The 17,972-nt window shown below is 67.2% G+C and carries 15 protein-coding genes and 1 riboswitch; of the genes, 9 read left to right on the top strand and 6 right to left on the bottom strand.

Features of this window, described 5'->3' with window-relative positions; all coding sequences use genetic code 11:
- Positions 1 to 126: 126 nt before the first annotated feature.
- Both ACFRJ8_RS17100 and ACFRJ8_RS17095 read right to left on the bottom strand, forming a co-directional pair.
- Positions 127 to 759 (bottom strand): uracil-DNA glycosylase, encoded by a 633-nt coding sequence (locus tag ACFRJ8_RS17100; protein ID WP_377987335.1) that lies wholly within the window; start codon positions 757 to 759, stop codon positions 127 to 129.
- A 186-nt stretch (positions 760 to 945) separates the two neighbouring features.
- Positions 946 to 2,154 (bottom strand): cobalamin-independent methionine synthase II family protein, encoded by a 1,209-nt coding sequence (locus ACFRJ8_RS17095; protein WP_377987334.1) that lies wholly within the window; start codon positions 2,152 to 2,154, stop codon positions 946 to 948.
- A 387-nt stretch (positions 2,155 to 2,541) separates the two neighbouring features.
- Here ACFRJ8_RS17095 and ACFRJ8_RS17090 point away from each other — a divergent pair, with 387 nt between their 5' ends.
- The 5 genes from ACFRJ8_RS17090 to ACFRJ8_RS17070 all read left to right on the top strand — a co-directional run bounded on the left by ACFRJ8_RS17090 (position 2,542) and on the right by ACFRJ8_RS17070 (position 7,515).
- Positions 2,542 to 3,831: an adenylosuccinate synthase gene (locus ACFRJ8_RS17090; protein WP_377987333.1), complete on the top strand. Its 1,290-nt coding sequence runs from the start codon at positions 2,542 to 2,544 to the stop codon at positions 3,829 to 3,831.
- Positions 3,832 to 4,070: 239 nt separating this feature from the next.
- Positions 4,071 to 5,081: a 1-aminocyclopropane-1-carboxylate deaminase gene (locus tag ACFRJ8_RS17085; protein WP_377987332.1), complete on the top strand. Its 1,011-nt coding sequence runs from the start codon at positions 4,071 to 4,073 to the stop codon at positions 5,079 to 5,081.
- Between the two features lie 407 nt (positions 5,082 to 5,488).
- On the top strand, positions 5,489 to 6,016 hold the full coding sequence (locus tag ACFRJ8_RS17080; protein WP_377987331.1) for a hypothetical protein: 528 nt from the start codon (positions 5,489 to 5,491) through the stop codon (positions 6,014 to 6,016).
- Between the two features lie 129 nt (positions 6,017 to 6,145).
- On the top strand, positions 6,146 to 6,694 hold the full coding sequence (locus ACFRJ8_RS17075; RefSeq protein ID WP_377987330.1) for an RNA polymerase sigma factor: 549 nt from the start codon (positions 6,146 to 6,148) through the stop codon (positions 6,692 to 6,694).
- Positions 6,691 to 7,515 carry a hypothetical protein gene (locus ACFRJ8_RS17070; RefSeq protein WP_377987329.1) on the top strand — a complete coding sequence of 275 codons (825 nt, stop codon included), beginning with the start codon at positions 6,691 to 6,693 and terminating at the stop codon, positions 7,513 to 7,515. The genes ACFRJ8_RS17075 and ACFRJ8_RS17070 overlap by 4 nt, the downstream gene beginning before the upstream one ends.
- A 90-nt stretch (positions 7,516 to 7,605) precedes the next feature.
- Here ACFRJ8_RS17070 and ACFRJ8_RS17065 read toward each other — a convergent pair whose 3' ends face one another.
- Genes ACFRJ8_RS17065 through acs form a run of 4 tightly spaced genes read right to left on the bottom strand, consistent with a single transcriptional unit; the run spans position 7,606 to position 12,855 of the window.
- A complete protein-coding gene (locus tag ACFRJ8_RS17065; protein ID WP_377987328.1) occupies positions 7,606 to 8,103 on the bottom strand; it encodes a CoA-binding protein in 498 nt (165 codons plus the stop codon).
- Positions 8,100 to 9,464, bottom strand: coding sequence for an O-acetylhomoserine aminocarboxypropyltransferase/cysteine synthase family protein (locus ACFRJ8_RS17060; protein ID WP_377987327.1), 1,365 nt, complete (start codon positions 9,462 to 9,464; stop codon positions 8,100 to 8,102). The genes ACFRJ8_RS17065 and ACFRJ8_RS17060 overlap by 4 nt, the downstream gene beginning before the upstream one ends.
- Positions 9,464 to 10,657: a dimethylsulfone monooxygenase SfnG gene (sfnG, locus tag ACFRJ8_RS17055; RefSeq protein ID WP_377987326.1), complete on the bottom strand. Its 1,194-nt coding sequence runs from the start codon at positions 10,655 to 10,657 to the stop codon at positions 9,464 to 9,466. Before sfnG ends, ACFRJ8_RS17060 begins: the two co-directional genes overlap by 1 nt.
- Positions 10,654 to 12,855 carry an acetate--CoA ligase gene (gene acs, locus ACFRJ8_RS17050; RefSeq protein ID WP_377987325.1) on the bottom strand — a complete coding sequence of 734 codons (2,202 nt, stop codon included), beginning with the start codon at positions 12,853 to 12,855 and terminating at the stop codon, positions 10,654 to 10,656. The genes sfnG and acs overlap by 4 nt, the downstream gene beginning before the upstream one ends.
- A gap of 304 nt (positions 12,856 to 13,159) precedes the next feature.
- On the opposite strand from acs, the gene ACFRJ8_RS17045 reads away from it, so the two are divergent.
- The 4 genes from ACFRJ8_RS17045 (at position 13,160) to ACFRJ8_RS17030 (ending at position 17,968) form a co-directional block, all read left to right on the top strand.
- Entirely contained in the window at positions 13,160 to 13,585 is a 426-nt protein-coding gene (locus tag ACFRJ8_RS17045; protein ID WP_377987324.1) for a CoA-binding protein, read from the top strand.
- A gap of 97 nt (positions 13,586 to 13,682) precedes the next feature.
- A riboswitch (SAM riboswitch) is annotated at positions 13,683 to 13,772 on the top strand.
- Between the two features lie 86 nt (positions 13,773 to 13,858).
- Positions 13,859 to 15,220 carry an MFS transporter gene (locus ACFRJ8_RS17040; RefSeq protein ID WP_377987323.1) on the top strand — a complete coding sequence of 454 codons (1,362 nt, stop codon included), beginning with the start codon at positions 13,859 to 13,861 and terminating at the stop codon, positions 15,218 to 15,220.
- Positions 15,221 to 15,281: 61 nt separating this feature from the next.
- Positions 15,282 to 16,727 carry an NtaA/DmoA family FMN-dependent monooxygenase gene (locus tag ACFRJ8_RS17035; RefSeq protein ID WP_377987322.1) on the top strand — a complete coding sequence of 482 codons (1,446 nt, stop codon included), beginning with the start codon at positions 15,282 to 15,284 and terminating at the stop codon, positions 16,725 to 16,727.
- Positions 16,724 to 17,968, top strand: coding sequence for an acyl-CoA dehydrogenase family protein (locus tag ACFRJ8_RS17030; protein WP_377987321.1), 1,245 nt, complete (start codon positions 16,724 to 16,726; stop codon positions 17,966 to 17,968). Before ACFRJ8_RS17035 ends, ACFRJ8_RS17030 begins: the two co-directional genes overlap by 4 nt.
- The last annotated feature ends 4 nt before the right edge of the window (positions 17,969 to 17,972 follow it).

Below are 17,972 nucleotides of genomic sequence, written 5' to 3'. Positions count from 1 at the left end.
GGCTCCCACCTTGAGGTGGGAGCCCGCCGTCGTTAAGTGTTCAGCGCGCGTGCGGCGTCCGGGCGGATGGGCCCACGCCCGCCGGGTTCCCTGACCGAGCTTGCGAGGTTAGGGTGCGGGCGGGGACTAGCTGGCTTTGGCCAGGCCCGTGCGGGCCATGGCATCCGCGTACGCGGTGTGCATCTCGGCCAAGTACTCTTCCTGCCGGGCCGGGGTGCCGGCGAATGCCCGGCCGCTGAGCGAGCGGACCTTGTAGGTCTTCAGGCCGCGGCGCCAGATCATGGGCACCTCGGTCTTGAGCAGCAGGTTGGCGAGGCGGTTGGCCTCGGTGCCGTGCGCCACGATCACGGACGCACGCGGGACCAGGGCGAGGAACTTCAGCAGCGGCTTGAGCCCGGCCGAGATCTGGTCCGGGGTGAACTTGCCATTGGGCTCGTCGCCCACGTGCCACGGGTGGACGTTCCACGGCATGACGTATTCAGGACGCAGGCCCAGCTTCCATTGGATGCCCAGCATGCGGGTGGCCGCCTCGTCGTCGCCGGCGGTGATGAAGCCTGACGCATCCGCCGTGCCGATGTTGGAGTACAGGCTGATGATGCGGCACTCATCGACGTCGTGCATGGGGTCCACGTAGGGGACAGCGGTGCCAGCCTTGGTTGCCTGGAGGGCATCAAGGAGCTCGTTGACGGGGGCGACGCTAGGTTCGTACCGGCGGCTCAGAAGCTCTTCGCGGAAATTTTCGGTGGCCAGGGCTGTCATATGTTGCTGGGTCTCCTGCGGGATTGGCAAAGCAGCCACACCGGATGCGGGCATGCCGAATATTGGGCATGCGCAGCAATGGTGTGGTGTGAAAATGTGGTGTGGACCGATTCCTGGTCGATCCTTATCAGTCTATCAAGCCCCGCGAAATGCAACGCCGGCCGGCGGCCTTGCCGGCCGGTGCTGCTACCAGAGCCGCTTGGTGGCGCGGCGTGCCCCTTCGCCGAGGGCCTCCAGCTTGGCGTAGGCAATTTGCGGATGCACCCGGCCGCCCAGCCCGCAATCTGTGGATGCAATCACGTTGTGACGCCCCACGAGGTCCGCGAAGCGCACGATCCTGTCGGCCACGAGGTCCGGGTGCTCCACGACGTTAGTGGCGTGCGAGACGACCCCGGGGATGATGACCTTCCCCTCGGGCAGCTTTGTATCCTCCCAGACCCGCCATTCGTGTTCGTGCCGGACGTTGGCCGCCTCGAACGAGTAGCCGCCGGCATTGATCTGCAGCACTGCGTCGACGATGTCCGCGAAGGGGATGTCCGTGGTGTGCGGGCCGTGCCAGGAACCCCAGCAGACATGGAGCCGGATCTGCTCCGGGGGAAGATCACGCAGCGCCCAGTTCGTTGCCTCGACCCGGAGCTGGATGAACTTCAGGTAGTCCGCCAGGCTCGGCTCGGGGTTGATCTGGTCCCAGCTCTCGGCCAAGGAGGGGTCGTCGAGCTGGACCGTCAGGCCGGCGTCGATGATGGCCTTGTATTCCTCGCGCATCGCGTCGGCGCAGGCGTAGAGGAGTTCCTCATCGCTCCGGTAGTACTCGTTGGCCACGCGGGCGCATGACCCGGGGGACAGGGAGGCGACAAATCCTTCGGTGAGGCCGGCCGTCGCCAGGCCGGTCTTCAAATTGGCGATGTCCGAGGCCACGAGATCCTGGCCCGTGTAGGTCAGCGGCCCGGCGATCTTCGGCTGCGTGACGGCCTTGCGGTGGGCCAGGATCCCGGAGGAGGGGTCGTTGTAGGCTTCGTCGAACGCCAGCCGGTCCCGGCGGTCGGGGAAGGAGGTCAGGACGATGTGGCCCGGGGAGGAGCGGTGCACCTTGGCGTCGGCCCAGCGGTCCACGTCGGTCGGCTCCAGGCCGCCGAGCCGGGAGAAGGAGTAATTCCACCACGCGCCGTAGTCCACGGAGCTGGACATCGTGTGCCCGTACTCGCCGTCGTTGGGGATGTCGATGCCCAGCTCTTTCTGGCGCTGGACGACGTCCACCACGGAAGTTTCGAGCAGGTCGAGGAACTCGGGCGTGATGCCGTCGGTTTCCTTGGCCTCGTTCGCGGCGATCAGCTCGAGTGTGCGCGGCAATGAGCCGGCGTGGGTCACGCGGATATGGTCGGCGTTCTGCGACATGGCGCGGTTTCCTTTCCATCGGTCCTGGCGGTAGCAGCCTGGCCGGCCACGGCGGCCGCGGTAAGCCGCTAGGGATGCTCACTCCCACTCAATTCCACTCCGGGTGGTCCCGCAAGTGGTGCCCGCTATGTGTCGAGCCTGACCTGGTGGATGATGCACCCGGAAGCCGCCCTCGCGTTCACCACAAGCTAGCTGCCAGGTCCAAGCAAGGACCCAAAGCGATGCCGATCACCGATTTCGGCTAAACTTGGGTGGTAAGAGCCCCGGAACTCTGGCGTTGGGTAAGAGCACAGCGGTAGATTCGGGGCATTCTCATGAACGGCGCTGAGCTGCGGCGACCACCTGGTCAATCCCGCAGTTCGGCCCGAACGAATGGGGGAGGATCCCATGCCAGCAATCGTGATCGTCGGAGCCCAATGGGGCGACGAAGGCAAAGGTAAGGCCACTGACCTGCTTGGTGGCCGCGTCGACTACGTCGTCAAGCCCAACGGCGGTAACAACGCCGGGCACACCGTCGTCGTAGGCGGTGAGAAGTATGAGCTCAAGCTCCTTCCGGCCGGCATCCTGAGCCCGAACGCGATTCCGATCATCGGCAATGGCTGCGTGGTGAACCTGGAAGCGCTGTTCCAGGAGATCGACGGACTGGAGGCCCGCGGCGCGGACACCTCCAAGCTGCGGGTTTCCGCCAACGCGCACCTCGTGGCGCCCTACCACCAGGTGCTGGACAAGGTCACCGAGCGGTTCCTCGGCAGCCGCGCCATCGGCACCACCGGCCGCGGCATCGGCCCGGCCTACATGGACAAGGTGGCCCGCCTCGGCATCCGCGTCCAGGACGTCTTTGACGCCTCCATCCTGCGCCAGAAGGTCGAAGGCTCGCTGCGCCAGAAGAACGAGCTCCTGGTCAAGGTCTACAACCGCCGCGACATCGAGGTGGACGAGATCGTGGAGTACTTCCTGTCCTTTGCCGAGCGCCTGCGCCCGCTGGTGATCGACAGCACCTATGTCCTGAACACCGCACTGGACGAGGGCAAGGTGGTCCTCATGGAGGGCGGCCAGGCGACGTTCCTGGACGTTGACCACGGCACGTACCCCTTCGTGACGTCCTCGAACCCGACTGCGGGCGGCGCCTCCGTGGGCTCGGGCATCGGCCCCACCCGGATTTCGCGTTCCATCGGCATCATCAAGGCCTACACCACCCGCGTGGGCGCAGGCCCATTCCCCACCGAGCTGTTCGACGAGATGGGCATGTACCTGCAGAAGACCGGCGGCGAGTTCGGCGTCAACACCGGCCGTCCCCGCCGCTGCGGCTGGTACGACGCCGTGCTGGCCCGCCACGCCTCCCGCGTCAACGGCTTCACGGACTACTTCGTCACCAAGCTGGACGTCCTGACGGGCATCGAGCAGATCCCGGTCTGCGTGGCCTACGACGTCGACGGCGTGCGGCACGACGAGATGCCCATGACCCAGACCGAGTTCCACCACGCCAAGCCGATCTTCGAGTACTTCGACGGCTGGACCGAGGACATCACGGGCGCCCGCACCCTGGAGGACCTGCCGGAAAACGCCCGGAACTACGTCCTGGCCCTGGAGAAGCTCTCCGGCACCCGGTTCTCCGCGATCGGCGTCGGCCCGGACCGCGACCAGACGATCGTGGTGAACGACCTCATCAACGACTGACGCTTCACTCACTGGCAATTCACTAGCCGGCGAACGACGGCGGCGGGCCACCCTGGAAAGGGCGGCCCGCCGCCGTCGACGTTTAAGCGCCAGCAACGCCGGCCCCCGCGTCGCCCAGCCACCGGCTGCGGGCTGCGGGTTGACGCCTGCCGGTGTCCGACCATGCAATGTATTGCATCTTTGGTATTGCATATGTGTTGTTCACCCAGCCGTTTCCCACCGCGAGCGAAGGACCGACGATGGCCATCACCGATTTTGAGCGCTACCCCCTGATGTTTGGACCGAGTCCCATCCACCCGCTGCCTCGGCTCAGCGCGCATCTGGGCGGGGCACAGATCTGGGCGAAACGGGAGGACGTCAACAGCGGCCTCGCCTTTGGCGGGAACAAGACGCGCAAGCTCGAATACTTCGTTCCGGATGCCCTGGCGCAGGGCGCGGACACCCTCGTCTCGATTGGCGGCTACCAGTCCAACCACACCCGCCAGGTTGCGGCGGTGGCCGCGAAACTCGGCCTCAAGGCCCGCCTGGTCCAGGAAAACTGGGTCGACTGGCCGGATCCGCTGTCTGACCGCGTGGGCAACATCCTGCTCTCGCGCATCATGGGCGCCGACGTCCGGCTGGAGAGTGCGGGCTTTGACATCGGCATCCGCAGCAGCTGGGAGAACGCGATCGAAGAGGTCAAGGCCGCCGGCGGCAATCCGTACCCGATCCCGGCCGGCGCGTCCGACCACAGGCTGGGCGGGCTGGGATTCGCCAACTGGGCCTATGAGGTGGAAGAGCAGGAGCGGGAACTCGGCATCTTCTTCGACACGATCATCGTCTGCACCGTCACGGGCTCCACCCACGCCGGGATGATCGCCGGCTTCGCCGGCCAGGACAAGCCGCGCCGCGTGATCGGCATCGATGCCTCGGCGACCCTGACGAAGACCCGCAACCAGGTCGAACGCATCGCCCGGAACACCGCCGAGCTGATCGGCCTGGGCCGGGAACTCCGTGACGACGAAATCAACGTCATGGAGGGTTGGGCCGGGGACCGCTATGGAATTCCCGTCGACTCCACCCTGGAAGCCATCCGCTTGGGCGCCTCGCTTGAGGCCATGATCACCGACCCCGTCTACGAGGGCAAGTCCCTGGCCGGGCTGATCGACCTCGTGAAAAGCCGGGAGATTCCGGCCGGCAGCAATGTCCTTTACGCCCACCTGGGCGGACAGCTCGCCCTCAACGCCTACAGCGGGCTCTTCCGGTCTTAGAGGCTGTTGCGCTATCACCTTGGGTCGTTCTGAGCTCTGAGAACCACCCTAGGTGATAGCGCAACCGGTCGGAGCGCCGCGCATTAAGCCCCGGAACGCCGGCCCGAAAAAAGAAATCAAGAAACTTTCGATTGGTGCGTAACCTTTCCGGCCCGCCCAGCGATTACCTCTTTGTAAGCGCCGCCGGAGTTCGGACCCCCCACCAGACCCCGGCTGGCCTTCCACCGTAAGTGCCGACCGGCGCCTTCCCCCATTTGGTCTCCGGTCGGCCCTTTACCGCAAGCGCTGCCGGCGCCTGCCCCCATGGGCGCCGGCCAGCCTTTTCTGGACGAGAGTGGGCTGTCGACTGCCCCCCAACGAGGCCTCAGCCCGCCTTCCACCAAAAAAACAAAGGATGTATGTCTGTAATGAAGAGTGTTAGCAAGACCACCAAGATTGCTGTCGGCGCCGCCATCCTGGCAGTCGGAGGGTTCTCCGGCATCGGACTGGCCAACGCGGCCCAGATGTCCGGTACCGAGCAGGCTGAAGTGAACCACGCTACGCCCGCCACGCCAGCTGTCCCTGCCGTCCCGGCCACGCCTACGCTCCCGGCAAAGCCCGCCGTGCCGGCCGTCCCCGCAGTTCCGGCGACTCCCTCGACTGATGGCGCGGCCAGCGGCCACACCGGCGCCGACGTTGACGTTGACGGCACAGAGGCGGCCGGCGAAGGCTCCGCCGACGGTTCCGTTGACTCAAAGGACGGCGCCACCGTCAAGGGCGACGCCCGCGTCAAGGGTGCTGCCGGCGAGGCACGCGCCAACGCCAACGTCAAGGCCGCCGTTCCGGCCACCCCGGCCGTTCCCGCGGTCCCCGGCGCCCACGGCGTCCCGGCAACCCCGGCCGTCCCGGCCGTTCCGGCCCAGCCGTCGGTCGAGCTGCCCCAGCACGACAAGTAATTTCCGGCTGTTTAGCCTGGACCCGGCACGGGTCTGAAAGCAAAGAGGGAGTCCTCACTTTGAAGGGCTCGGGGGTGCGGCCACTAGACTTGCGGGGGCCGCACCCCAGCAGTGATGGAAGGATGCCTCTTGGCGCAGCAGCTAAGCGACGACGAATTGTCAGCCGCCTTAGCTGGTGACCCATCAGGTTTCAGCGCCGTGTACACGGTGATTTCCCCGGCCGTGCTGGGCTACTTCCGGGCCCGGGGCGTGGATGACGCCGAGGCCCTGACCCAAGATGTCTTCGTGGACGTCCTGCCGAAACTGGCCGGTGTCAGCGGCGGTCACACGGGTTTGCGGACGTTCATTTTCTCTGTGGCCCACGCCCGGCTGGTCGACTACAGGCGGCGGGCGGAACGCACGCCGCACCTGGCCGAATACGACCCCCTGGACGACGCGCGCTACTCGGCCTCGGCCGAGGACGAGGCACTCGGATCCTTGGGCGGCATCTCGGACACTCTCGCCCAGCTCAATGAGGAGCAGCGGGAAGTTCTGGTCTTGCGGATCGTCGCGGACCTTTCCATCGAACAGGTGGCCGGCATCATGGACAAGACGCCGGGTGCCATCAAACAGCTTCAGCGCCGCGGGCTCAGTGCCCTGCGCGAACTCGTAACCGAAAAGGACCACGCAGCATCATGACCGGCACCCGCGACCCCCAGCAGGATGGCAGCATCCATGCGATGCTGTGCGACTCCGGCCTCGAATCAGCGGCCGAGCTCCGGAGTGCGCTCGAACAGCTCCGCACCGTGGTCCCGGATGCGGCTCCCGCGCCCCGCGCCGACCTCGCGGCACTGCTCGCCGCCGGAGCAGCCGATGTCACCGCCCCCGTTTCGGCCACGACGACGGCGCTCCCCGTCGCGTCCGCGACGACGGCGCTGCCCGTGGTCTCATCCGCGGAGGCTGCGGCCGATGAAGCGCTGCCGGCCGGGGTCACGAGCCTCGCCGAGCGCCGCGGCCGGAAGCGCCGGCTGGCAATCGTCGGTGGCGCCGTCGTGGGTGCCATGACCCTAGGTGCCGGCGCCGTGGCGGCGTCCAGCGAGGACTTCCGGCACGGCGTCAGCCAGAGCGTCAGCGTCATCTTCCAGCCCGCGGGGCACGGTACGCTGGCCCCTGAGCATGTCCAGCCGTCTCCGTCCTCGGTCCCGGCCCTGCCTGCGCCCGCCGTCACGTCGCGCCCCGGTACGCCCGGGGCCGCACCTACGGGCGCGGGAACGCCAAACAGCTCGAGCGCTCCGGGCTCCCCGGCAGCCGGACACAAGCCGCCCGCCACCCCGCCCGCCGTCGGCCGCGACGGTATTCTGCCGACACCCAGCCGGAGGCCCGATGCGCCGGGGCTGCCCGGATCGCCCGGTCTTCCGGGCGGCGGCGGAAACGGCGACAAGGACCTGCCGCGCGTTCCCGGCCACATCAGCCCAACCCTGCCCGGCGTCGTTCCGTCCAAGGCCCCCGGTCACCCTTAATCTCAGTTGCGCTATCACTTAGGGCTGTTCTCAGCGCTGAGAACCGCCCAAAGTGATAGCGCAACGGGTGGGTTGGCGGGTGCTGGGGTGTTAGGCCAGGACCTGCCGCTTGGAGGAGATGACGCCGGTGTCGAAGCCGGCCAGGTGCAGGCCGCCGTGGAACCGGGCATGCTCAATCTTCACGCAGCGGTCCATCACGACGTCGAGCCCGGCAGCTTCGGCCTCCTTGGCCACATCCTCATGCCAGCTGCCCAATTGCAGCCAGAGGGTCTTGGCGCCGGCGGCGATGGCCTCGTCCAGGACGCCAGGCAGGTCACCGTGCTTGCGGAACACGTCCACAATGTCCGGGCTCTCCGGCAGGTCCGCCAGCGACGCGTACGTCGGCTGCCCAAGGATTTCCTTCACCACGGGGTTCACGAAGTAGACCTTGTACCGGGTGGAGGACTGCAGGTAGGTGGCCACGAAATAGCTCGCGCGCGACGGCTTGTCCGAGGCGCCCACAATCGCGATCGACTTCGCCTGCCGCAGCAGGTTCAGCCGCTCCGGTGCCGACGGCCCGGTCCAGGTCCTAGCAACTTCTGCGCTCATGCGTTCGCTCCGATCGTGCAGGCTGCTGCTTCATCCGGTCCGGCAGGCAGTGCCTCCGCGTGCGGCTCTACGGCCCGCTGGGACGCGGCGTCGAGCGCCTGGTCCAGGTCCCAGAGGATGTCGTCGATGTCTTCGAGCCCGATCGAGATCCGGACGAGGTCCTCGGGGACACCGGCGGACTCGAGCTGTTCGGGGCTGAGCTGCTGGTGGGTGGTGGACCCGGGGTGGATGACCAGGGTCCGGGAGTCGCCCACATTGGCCAGGTGCGAGGCCAGCTGCAGGGACTCGATGAACTTCTGGCCCGCGGCGCGGCCGCCCTTGACGCCGAAGGAGAAGACCGAGCCGGGGCCCAGCGGCAGGTACTTCTTGGCCCGCTCGAAGTGCGGGTGTGAGGGCAGGCCGGAGAAATTCACGTAGGCCACGCGCTCGTCCGCCTCGAGCCATTCGGCCACGGCCTGCGCGTTCTTCAGGTGCTCGTCGAGGCGCTGGGGGAGCGTTTCCACGCCCTGCAGCAGCTGGAAGGCCGACTGCGGGGACAGCGCCGGGCCGATGTCGCGCAACTGTTCGCAGCGCAGCTTGGTCAGGAACCCGTACTCGCCGAAGTTGCCCCACCAGGACACATTCCCGTAGGAGGCCACGGGCTCGGTCATCGTGGGGAAGTTGCCGTTGCCCCAGTCGAAGCGGCCGCTTTCCACAATCACGCCGCCCAGGGTGGTGCCGTGGCCGCCGAGGAACTTGGTGGCGGAGTGGATCACGATGTCCGCCCCGTGCTCGATCGGCCGCACGAGGTATGGCGTGCTCAAGGTGGCGTCGACGACCAGCGGGACGCCGGCGTCGTGCGCCACCTGCGCGAGGGCCGCAAGGTCCTGGACCTCCGAGGACGGGTTGGCCACCACCTCGACGAAGATGGCTTTGGTGTTTTCCCGGACTGCTGCGGCGTAGTCCGCAGGGTCGGTGCCTGGGACGAACGTGGTGTCCACGCCGAAGCGGCGCAGCGTGACGTCCAGCTGGGTCACCGTGCCGCCGTAGAGCTGGGAGGCGGCGACGATGTGGTCCCCGGCCTGGGTCAGCGCGGCGAAGGTGATGAACTCCGCCGCCATGCCCGAGGACGTCGCCACGGCCCCGATGCCGCCCTCCAGGGAGGCGATGCGCTCCTCGAACGCGGCCACGGTGGGGTTGCCGATCCGGGAGTAGATGTTGCCGTACTTCTGCAGCGCGAAGAGGTTCGCGGCGTCCTGCGTGTCCTTGAACACGAAGGAGGTGGTCTGGTAGATCGGCACGGCGCGGGCGCCGTGTTCGGCGTCGGGGGTGCCGCCGGCGTGCAGCGCGCGGGTGCGGAAACCGAACTTGCGGTCAGCCATTACGCAGCCACCTCAACGTTTGCCACCGGGGTCTGGGACAGGTCCAGCTCGACGCCGTTCTTGCGTGCCAGGTCCGCCTCAAGTTCGCGGACGATCGGCAGGACGTCCTGGCCGAACGCCGCGACCTCCTCCTGGAAGTGCAGGTAGCCGGTCAGGAACAGGTTCACGCCGATCTTCTTGTACGCCACGAGCCTTTCGGCGATCTGCTCCGGGGTGCCGATCAGCTGGGTCTTGAAGCCGTCGTTGTACTGGACCAGGTCCTCGAAGCTCGAGTCGGCCCACATGCCCTTGCCGTCCTTGGTGGACGCTCCGGCTTCCTGGACGGCAGCGCGGAACCCCTCGACGGCGGGCTTGTGCGCCTTCTCGACGATCTCGCGGAGGGTGTCGCGGGCTTCCTTCTCGGAGTCGCGGGCGATCACGAAGCCGTTGAGACCGAACTTGGGGGCGGGTAGCGAACTTCCGCTCCCGCGTCCGGCAGCTCCGGACGCCGCGACCACGCCGGCGATGTTGTCCTTGAACCCCTCGAGGTCCTTGCCGTTGGAGAAGTACCAGTCGGCCACCCGGCCGGCGGTGGCCTGCGCGGCCGTGGAGTTGCCGCCGAAGAAGATTTCCGGGTGCGCCCGGCCCGGCACGTCCACCGGGGCCGGGTTCAGGGTGAAGTCGGTGATGTTGTAGTACTTGCCGGACTGGCTGTACTCCTGCTCGGTCCAGAGCCCGCGGAGGACCTTGATGAATTCCTCGGTGCGGACGTAGCGCTCGTCGTGCTCGAGCCATTCGAGGCCGAAGTTTTCGAATTCCGCCTTGAGCCATCCCGAGACGATGTTCACGGCGGCACGGCCGTTGGAGATGTGGTCCGCGGTGATGATGAACTTCGCCAGCACGCCGGGGTGCCACATGCCGGGGTGGACGGCGGAGATCACCTTGAGGCGCTCGGTGGCGGCCAGCAAGGCCAGGCTGAACGAGGTGGCCTCGTGCTGCTTGTCCGCGCCGTAGGAGGCGGCGTACCGGGTTTGCGTCAGGGCGTATTCGAAGCCGGAGTTTTCCGCGATCCGGGCCAGCTTCTTGTTGTAGTCGAAGTCCCAGCCGGTGCGCTGTTCGATGGTGGAGACCACCAGGCCGCCGGAGACGTTGGGAACCCAGTAGGCGAACTTGAGCGGTTCGGAAAGTCGGGCGACGTTGCTGATTTCACTCATGAGTGGTCCTTTACTGCCGGGGTATTTCGGGTGCGCAGCACATCCTGGATGTCCGCGATGGATGGTTCGTTCTGGAGCGAGGTGGTGTCCCCGAGCGTGGTTCCTTCGAACAGCTGGGTCAGCAGCCGGCGCATGATCTTGCCGCTGCGGGTCTTGGGCACGTCGGGAACGACGACGACGTCGCGCGGCTTTGCGATCGGACCGATGGCCTTCGCGACGTGCACCTTCAGTGCGGACGCGATGTCCTCGGTGGCTGTCGAATCCTTCAACACCACGAACGCGACGATCGCGTGGCCGGTCTTGGGGTCCGCGACCGGGCAGACGCCGGCCTCCACCACGTCCGGGTGGGACACGAGCGCCGACTCGATCTCGATGGTGGAGAGCAGGTGTCCCGAGACATTGAGGGTGTCATCCACCCGCCCGAGGATCCAGATGTCGCCGTCGTGGTCGTACTTGGCGCCGTCACCGGCGAGGAACCAGCCCTGTTCGGCGTATTGGCGCCAGTACGAATCGAAGTAGCGGCGAGGGTTTCCCCAGACCGTCCGGGCGATCGCCGGGCCGGGGGAGTCCACCACGATGAAACCCTGGACGCCCGGCGGAACCGTATTGCCGGCATCGTCCACGATGCGCGTGCTGACGCCGGGCAGCGGGCGGGCCGCGCAGCCGGGCTTGAACGCGGCGTCCGTCGGGGCGGGGGAGAGTATGGTGGCGCCGGTTTCGGACTGCCACCAGGTGTCCACCACCGGGGCGGTGCCGGCGCCGATGTTGGTCCGGAACCAGCGCCAGGCCTCGGGGTTGATGGCCTCGCCCACCGTGCCGAGCAGGCGGATGGAGGAGAGGTTGTACGTGTCCGGGACGCCGTCCGGGAACCAGCCCATGAGGGAGCGGACCAGGGTGGGCGCGGTGTAGTACTGCGTGACCCCGTAGCGTTCGATGATCTCAAAGTGCCGGCCCGGATGCGGGGTGTTGGGGGTGCCCTCGAAGATAACCTGCGTGGCGCCGTTGGAGAGCGGGCCGTAGAGCTCGTAGGTGTGCGCGGTGACCCAGGCGAGGTCGGCCGTGCACCAGTGCACGTCCTGGTCCCGGAGCGCGGGGTCGGGGTTGCTGAACAGGTGCTCGAAGCTCCAGGACGCCTGCGTGAGGTAGCCCCCGGAGGTGTGGACCAGGCCCTTGGGCTTGCCCGTGGTGCCGGAGGTGTACATGATGAACAGCGGCGTCTCGGCGTCGAACGCCTCCGCTTCATGGACGTCGGAGGCGGTCCCGACGGCGTCGTGCCACCATACGTCGCGGCCCGCGGTCATCGGGACGGTCCCGAGCTCATCCACCGGAGTGGTCCGGTTGACCACCAGGACGTGCTCGATCGCGTTATCGCCGGAGACGGCGGCATCCGCGTTGTCCTTGACCGGCACGGCGGTGCCGCGGCGGAACTGGCCGTCGGTGGTGACCAAGAGTTTGGCGCCGGTGTCCTCCACCCGGAACCTCAAAGCCTCGGCGGAGAAGCCGCCGAAGACCAAGGAATGGATGGCGCCGATGCGGGCCACGGCGAGGGTGATGATCACGGTTTCGGGGATGACCGGGAGGTAGATGACCACACGGTCGCCCTGGGTGATGCCCAGGTCCAGGAGCGCATTGGCGGCCCTGGACACCTCGCGCTGGAGTTCGGCGTAGGTCACGGCACGGCGGTCACCGGGCTCGCCCTCGAAGTGCAGGGCCACCTTGTCCCCGCGCCCCGCCGCTACATGGCGGTCGACGCAGTTGTAGGCGACATTGAGCTTGCCGCCTTCGAACCAGGTGATCTGCGGGCCGGTGCCGGCCTCGACGTCGGCCGGGACGCGGCGGTGCGCGGTGTGCCAGGGCTTGCCGCCGTCGTTGGAGGAACCGGCCGGCAGGTCGGCCCAGTCGAGGCGGAGGGCCTGGGTTTCCCAGAACGCAACCGACTCCGCCTGGACTGTTCCTGCAGTGGGTGTGCCGCTGTGGCGGGGGGTGGTGCTGCGGTGACGCGCCGGTCCGTCGGTGGGGGCGCCGTGCACTGCGCCGTCCGTGGGCTCGGTCAGGGACCATCCCGAAGAGCCGCGAGAGGAGCCGGGCGCGTCACGCAGCCCTGCTTCGATCGCCGTCGCGTCCGAAGTGGTTTGTGGGGATGCCTCGGACGCAGTCCGGGCAAAGGTGGGCAGGGCGGAAGAATTCTCTGGGGTCATTGCAGCACTCCATCGGTCCTGGCAGTAGCACCCTTGGTTCCTCCAGTTCCCTCGAATTTCATCGAAAGAGAGAGGAACAGCTCCGTGGGAATGGTCGTCTCACGTCACCGGGGGTTGCTGCGGCTTCATTGATCCAGGTCTCTCGGCCGCTCGGGATGGTCACTACCTACTAGAACTGAAGTGCAGCATTCCACAAAATCCGCGCCTCCCGCGCTGTAATATTCGTTCACGGCGGCCCGGGGCCGTTGGAATCAGTCATTTATTCGATGATTACCCGGAAAGGTTGCAGGAGTAAGGTTGATGCATGGCCCACGTTAACGATCCGGCAGTCATTGACCGCCTCATGCGAACCAAAGGCACGTGGGCGGTGGTCGGCCTGACCACCAACCAGTGGCGCTCGGCGTACGAGGTCTCCCTGTATGTCCGGGACCGGATGGGCATGGAAATCATTCCGGTCAACCTGCCCGGAGACGACGTTCACGGCGAGAAGGGGTACCGCTCCCTGGCGGAGATCCCCGTGGCGAAACACCCCCTCGACGTCGTGGACTGCTTCGTCAACTCCCAGAAGGTGGGGGGCGTCATCGACGAGGCCATTGCCATTGGAGCCAAGGCCGTCTGGCTGCAGCTGGGCGTCTTCGACGACGCCGCGGTGGAACGCGCCAAGGCCGCCGGGTTGGACGTCGTCGTCAACGAGTGCCCCGCCCGCGAAGGATGGCGCGTGGGCCTCTAGCGGCCCAGGGAAACACGATCAACAGATAGCGAAGAGTCGGTTACAAAATGTGACCGGCTTTTTCCGTATCCCCGCCTGGCCGTGTGAGATGGACTCGTAACCATCCCGAGCGGCTGAGAGATCTGGCTCCGTGACGCCGCAGCAACCCCCTCGTTGAGGACGGTGCTACCGCCAGGACCGATGGAGAAGGCGCCGTCTTCCGCTCGGATTTCCGGCCCTGTCAGCCTGAATCGCGGAGGCAGCGCTTTCCCGGCATACGCCAGGAGACCGCATATGAGTACTGAAACACGCCCGCAGAAAATGACCGGGAAGGTGGCCGTCGCCAGCTTCATCGGCACCACCATTGAGGGCTACGACTTCGTCCTGTACGGCCTCGCCGCGGCGACCGTCTTCGGCCCCCTGTTCTTCGCCCCGGCCGACCCCCTGGTGGGCACGATTGCCGCGTTCGCCACCTACGCCGTCGGGTTCGTTGCCCGGCCCATCGGCGGCGTGCTGGGCGGCCACTACGGCGACAGGATCGGCCGGAAATCTGTCCTCGTGGCCTCGCTGCTCTTGACCGGGCTGGCCACCACCGCAATCGGGCTCCTGCCCACCTACGCCCAGATCAGCTGGGTGGCGCCGGCCCTGCTCCTCCTCCTGCGCGTGATCCAGGGCATCGGCTACGGGGCCGAGTGGGCCGGTGCCGCCCTCATGACCGTGGAACACGCGGCCCCCAAAAAGCGCGGGCTGACTTCCAGCGCCACGCAGCTCGGCCCAACCTCCGGCATGCTCCTGGCCACTGGCGTCCTGCTGGTGCTGGAGAACTCGCTGAGCGATGAGCAGTTCCTGGCATGGGGCTGGCGCGTGCCCTTCGTTGCGAGCCTGGTCCTGGTGGCCGTGGGCCTGGTCATCCGCCTTTCCGTCGAGGACAGCCCGGAGTTCAAGCACGTCCAGTCCGTCCAGAGCGTTGCGGCCCGTCCGGTGCTGGAGAGTTTGAAGACCCACCCACGTCAGATCCTGCTGACCACGGGCCTCCGCATCGCCCAGAACGCCTTCTACTACGTCTATACCGTGTTCATCCTGACGTACCTGACCCAGGTGTCCGGCACCGACCGCAATACCGGCCTAACGGCAGTCCTGATCGCGTCGGCGCTGGGCCTTGTCACCGTGCCGCTCTGGGGCGCGTTGTCTGACCGGTTCGGCCGCCGTTCCGTCTATCTCTTCGGCGCCGTGGCCAGCGCTGCAGCCATCATTCCGTTCTTCTGGCTGCTGGACACGGGCAACATCCTGCTGATCATCCTCGGCGTCGTGGTCGGCCTCAACATCGGGCATGACGCGATGTACGGCCCCCAGGCGGCGTTCTTCTCGGAACTTTTCAGCACACGCGTCCGCTTCAGCGGTGTGTCCATCGGCTACCAGATCGGTTCGGTGCTCGGCGGCGGGCTGGCACCGCTGGTCGCCACGGCCCTGTTGGCCGCCGGCGGCGGAAATCCGGTCTGGGTGGTCGTCTACTTCCTCGCCGTCTCCGCCATCACTATCGTGGCCACCCTCAAGGCACCGGAGACGAAGGACCGCGCCCTTGGCGAAACCGAACTTCCGGGTGAGGCACGTGCCGAAGCGGCCGCTGAAAGCCGGGAACCCGCCGTCGTGCGCTGACCACACCTTTTTCATGAATTTCGCATTGCCATGATTTTTACATTGCAAGGAAAGGGGCCCCATGGCCACCGCTGACACTGCACACCCGGACGGACGGCCCAGGCTGCTGCTGAGCGCCTTCGTCATGAACACCACCAGCCACATCATGGGCGGCCAATGGCGACATCCGGCGGCGCAGCAGCACCGCTTCAACGAACTTGAGCTGTGGACCAGCCTGGCCCGGCAGTTGGAGGACGCCAAGTTCGACGTGATGTTCTTCGCCGACGTGGTGGGACTGTACGGGAACGACGACGGCGGCTGGGCACCGCACGTGCGGCGCGGCATGCAGGTGCCCGCCAATGACCCGCTGATTCTCCTCGGTGCGCTGGCCGCCACGACGCGCAACATCGGCCTGGCGGCGACGTCCTCGGTGGTCCAAAGCCACCCCTTCCAGTTCGCCAGGCAGATTTCAACCCTGGACCATCTCTCCCAGGGGCGTGCGGCCTGGAACATCGTGACCAGCGCGGCGGAGAATGCGCACCGGAACTTCGGCGACGGCCTGGTGGCCCACGATGACCGTTACGCCTGGGCGGACGAATACGTGGCGGCCGCCTACAAACTGTGGGAGGGGTCGTGGGACGACGGCGCGCTGGTCCAGGACAAGGAGAACGGCATCCATGCGGATCCGGACAGGGTCCACAAGATCTACCACCGCGGCCACCGGTACTCCATTGACGGGCCGCACCTGTCCGCACCCTCGCCGCAGCGCACACCCGTGCTGTTCCAGGCCGGGAGCTCCGGGCGCGGGCAGCAGTTCTGCGCCGCCCATGCCGAGGCCACCTTCATGCTGTCCCCGAACCCGGCCGCCGCCGCCGAATACACGGCGTCCGTGCGGCAGCAGGCCGTCGCCGCCGGGCGGCTCGCCGGGGACGTGAAGTTCTTCCAGGGGCTCCACTTCATCGTCGGAAGCACCGAGGCGGAAGCCGCCCGCAAGGCCGCGGAACTGGACGAGTACCTGGATTCCGGGGCGCTGATAGCCCACATCGGCGGCGGGGCCGGGGTGGACCTTGGCGGCCTGGATCTCGATACGCCGCTGGGCGAGTTCCACACCGAAGGCACCCAGGGGCACCTGGACAGCCTGCGCAAATCGGTTCCCGGAGGCAATCCGACCCTGCGTGATGTGGCCAATTTCCGCAGCCGTGCCCACCGCGTCCTGGGGACCCCGGAACAGATCGTGGACCGCCTCGAGGAGTGGCAGGACGCCGGGGTGAACGGCATCAACATCATCAACCAGCTGATTCCGGATTCGTACACCGACTTCATCGAACACGTGCTGCCGGAGCTGCGCCGCCGCGGCCTGGCCCAGCAGGACTACGCGGAAGGCACCCTGCGCGAAAAACTGTTCGGCGCCGGCGACAACGGCGCCGGGCTCAATGACCGGCACCCGGCCCGCAGCTACCGCGGCGCCTTCACCGCCAACTCGGCAACGGCCGAGCAGGCACAGAACGCCTTGGAGGACGCGCGATGAGCGGGGCACTGAAGACAGCTGAGATCTCGGCCGACGCCGCCTACGAGAAACTGGCGCAGCGTTTCCGGACCGTGTTTGCCCGGATTGCCGAGGGGGCGCTCGCCCGCGAGCAGGACCGGGTCCTGCCCTTCGAACAGGTCCGCTGGCTGAACGAGGCAGGCTTCGGGCGGCTGCGGGTGCCTGCCGAACACGGGGGCGACGGCATCGGCTTTGAGCCCTTCTTCCGGCTGCTCATCGAACTCGCCGAGGCGGATTCCTCCGTGGCCCACCTCTACCGCTCGCACTTCGCCTTCGTGGAAACCGTCGGTCTGGAATCCATTGCGTTCCGGAACCGCTGGTATCCGAAGGTGGTGGCGGGCGAGATCTTTGGAAACGCAGCCACGGAAAAGTCCGGAAATGTCCTCGGCACCACCGGAACCAAGCTGACGCGCGACGGCGGGGACTGGCTGCTCAACGGCAGGAAGTATTACACCACCGGCACCATCTTCGCCGAGTGGATTGCCGTCATGGCCAGCACCGAGGGCGTGGAGGGCCGCCAGTACGCCGTGGTCAGCACCACCCAGCCGGGGGTAGAGATCCTCGACGACTGGGACGGCTTCGGCCAGCAGCTGACCGGCACCGGCACCACCATCTTCCGCGACGCCGTCGTTCCCGACGCCAACATCATCCGGCGCTCAGAATCCACCACGCACGAGCCCGCCTTCTTCCAGCTGGTCCTGCTCGCCGTCCTGGCGGGCATCGGCCGGGCGGCGCTGGCCGACGCCCGGATACTGGTCCGCGACCGCAAGCGCACGTTCAACACCGGTTCCGGCGAGCTGTTCCGCAGCGACCCGCTGATCCTGCAGCTGGTGGGCCAGCTCTCCGCCAAGGTCTTCGCGGCGGAGTCCGTGGTGCTGGCCGCGGCCCGGGAGCTCGACGCCGGCGCCGATCCGGACCTGGATCTCACCCCGGACCAGCGCTACGTCCGCGGCGAGATCGCGGTGGAAAAGGCCCAGCTGCTGGTGCCCGAGTTGGTCCAGTCCGCGGCGCAGCAGCTCTTCGACGTGACCGGGGCGTCCGCCACGTCGCAGTCCAAGTCGCTGGACCGGCACTGGCGCAACGCCCGGACCGTCGCCACCCACAACCCCGCCGTGTTCAAGGCCCGCACCGTGGGCGACTACGAAGTCAACGGCACCACCCCGGAAGGGCTGCACAGCATCGGCGATGCCCGCGCTGCCGGGTCTGCCGGGCAGGCCGGGTAGGCCG

Origin of the sequence: Arthrobacter sp. NPDC056886 (assembly GCF_042788715.1) — a bacterium.
In the GTDB taxonomy this organism is placed as follows: domain Bacteria; phylum Actinomycetota; class Actinomycetes; order Actinomycetales; family Micrococcaceae; genus Arthrobacter.
The sequence above is the reverse complement of the archived record's forward strand: the minus strand, read 5'-3'. Positions and strand labels throughout refer to the sequence as shown.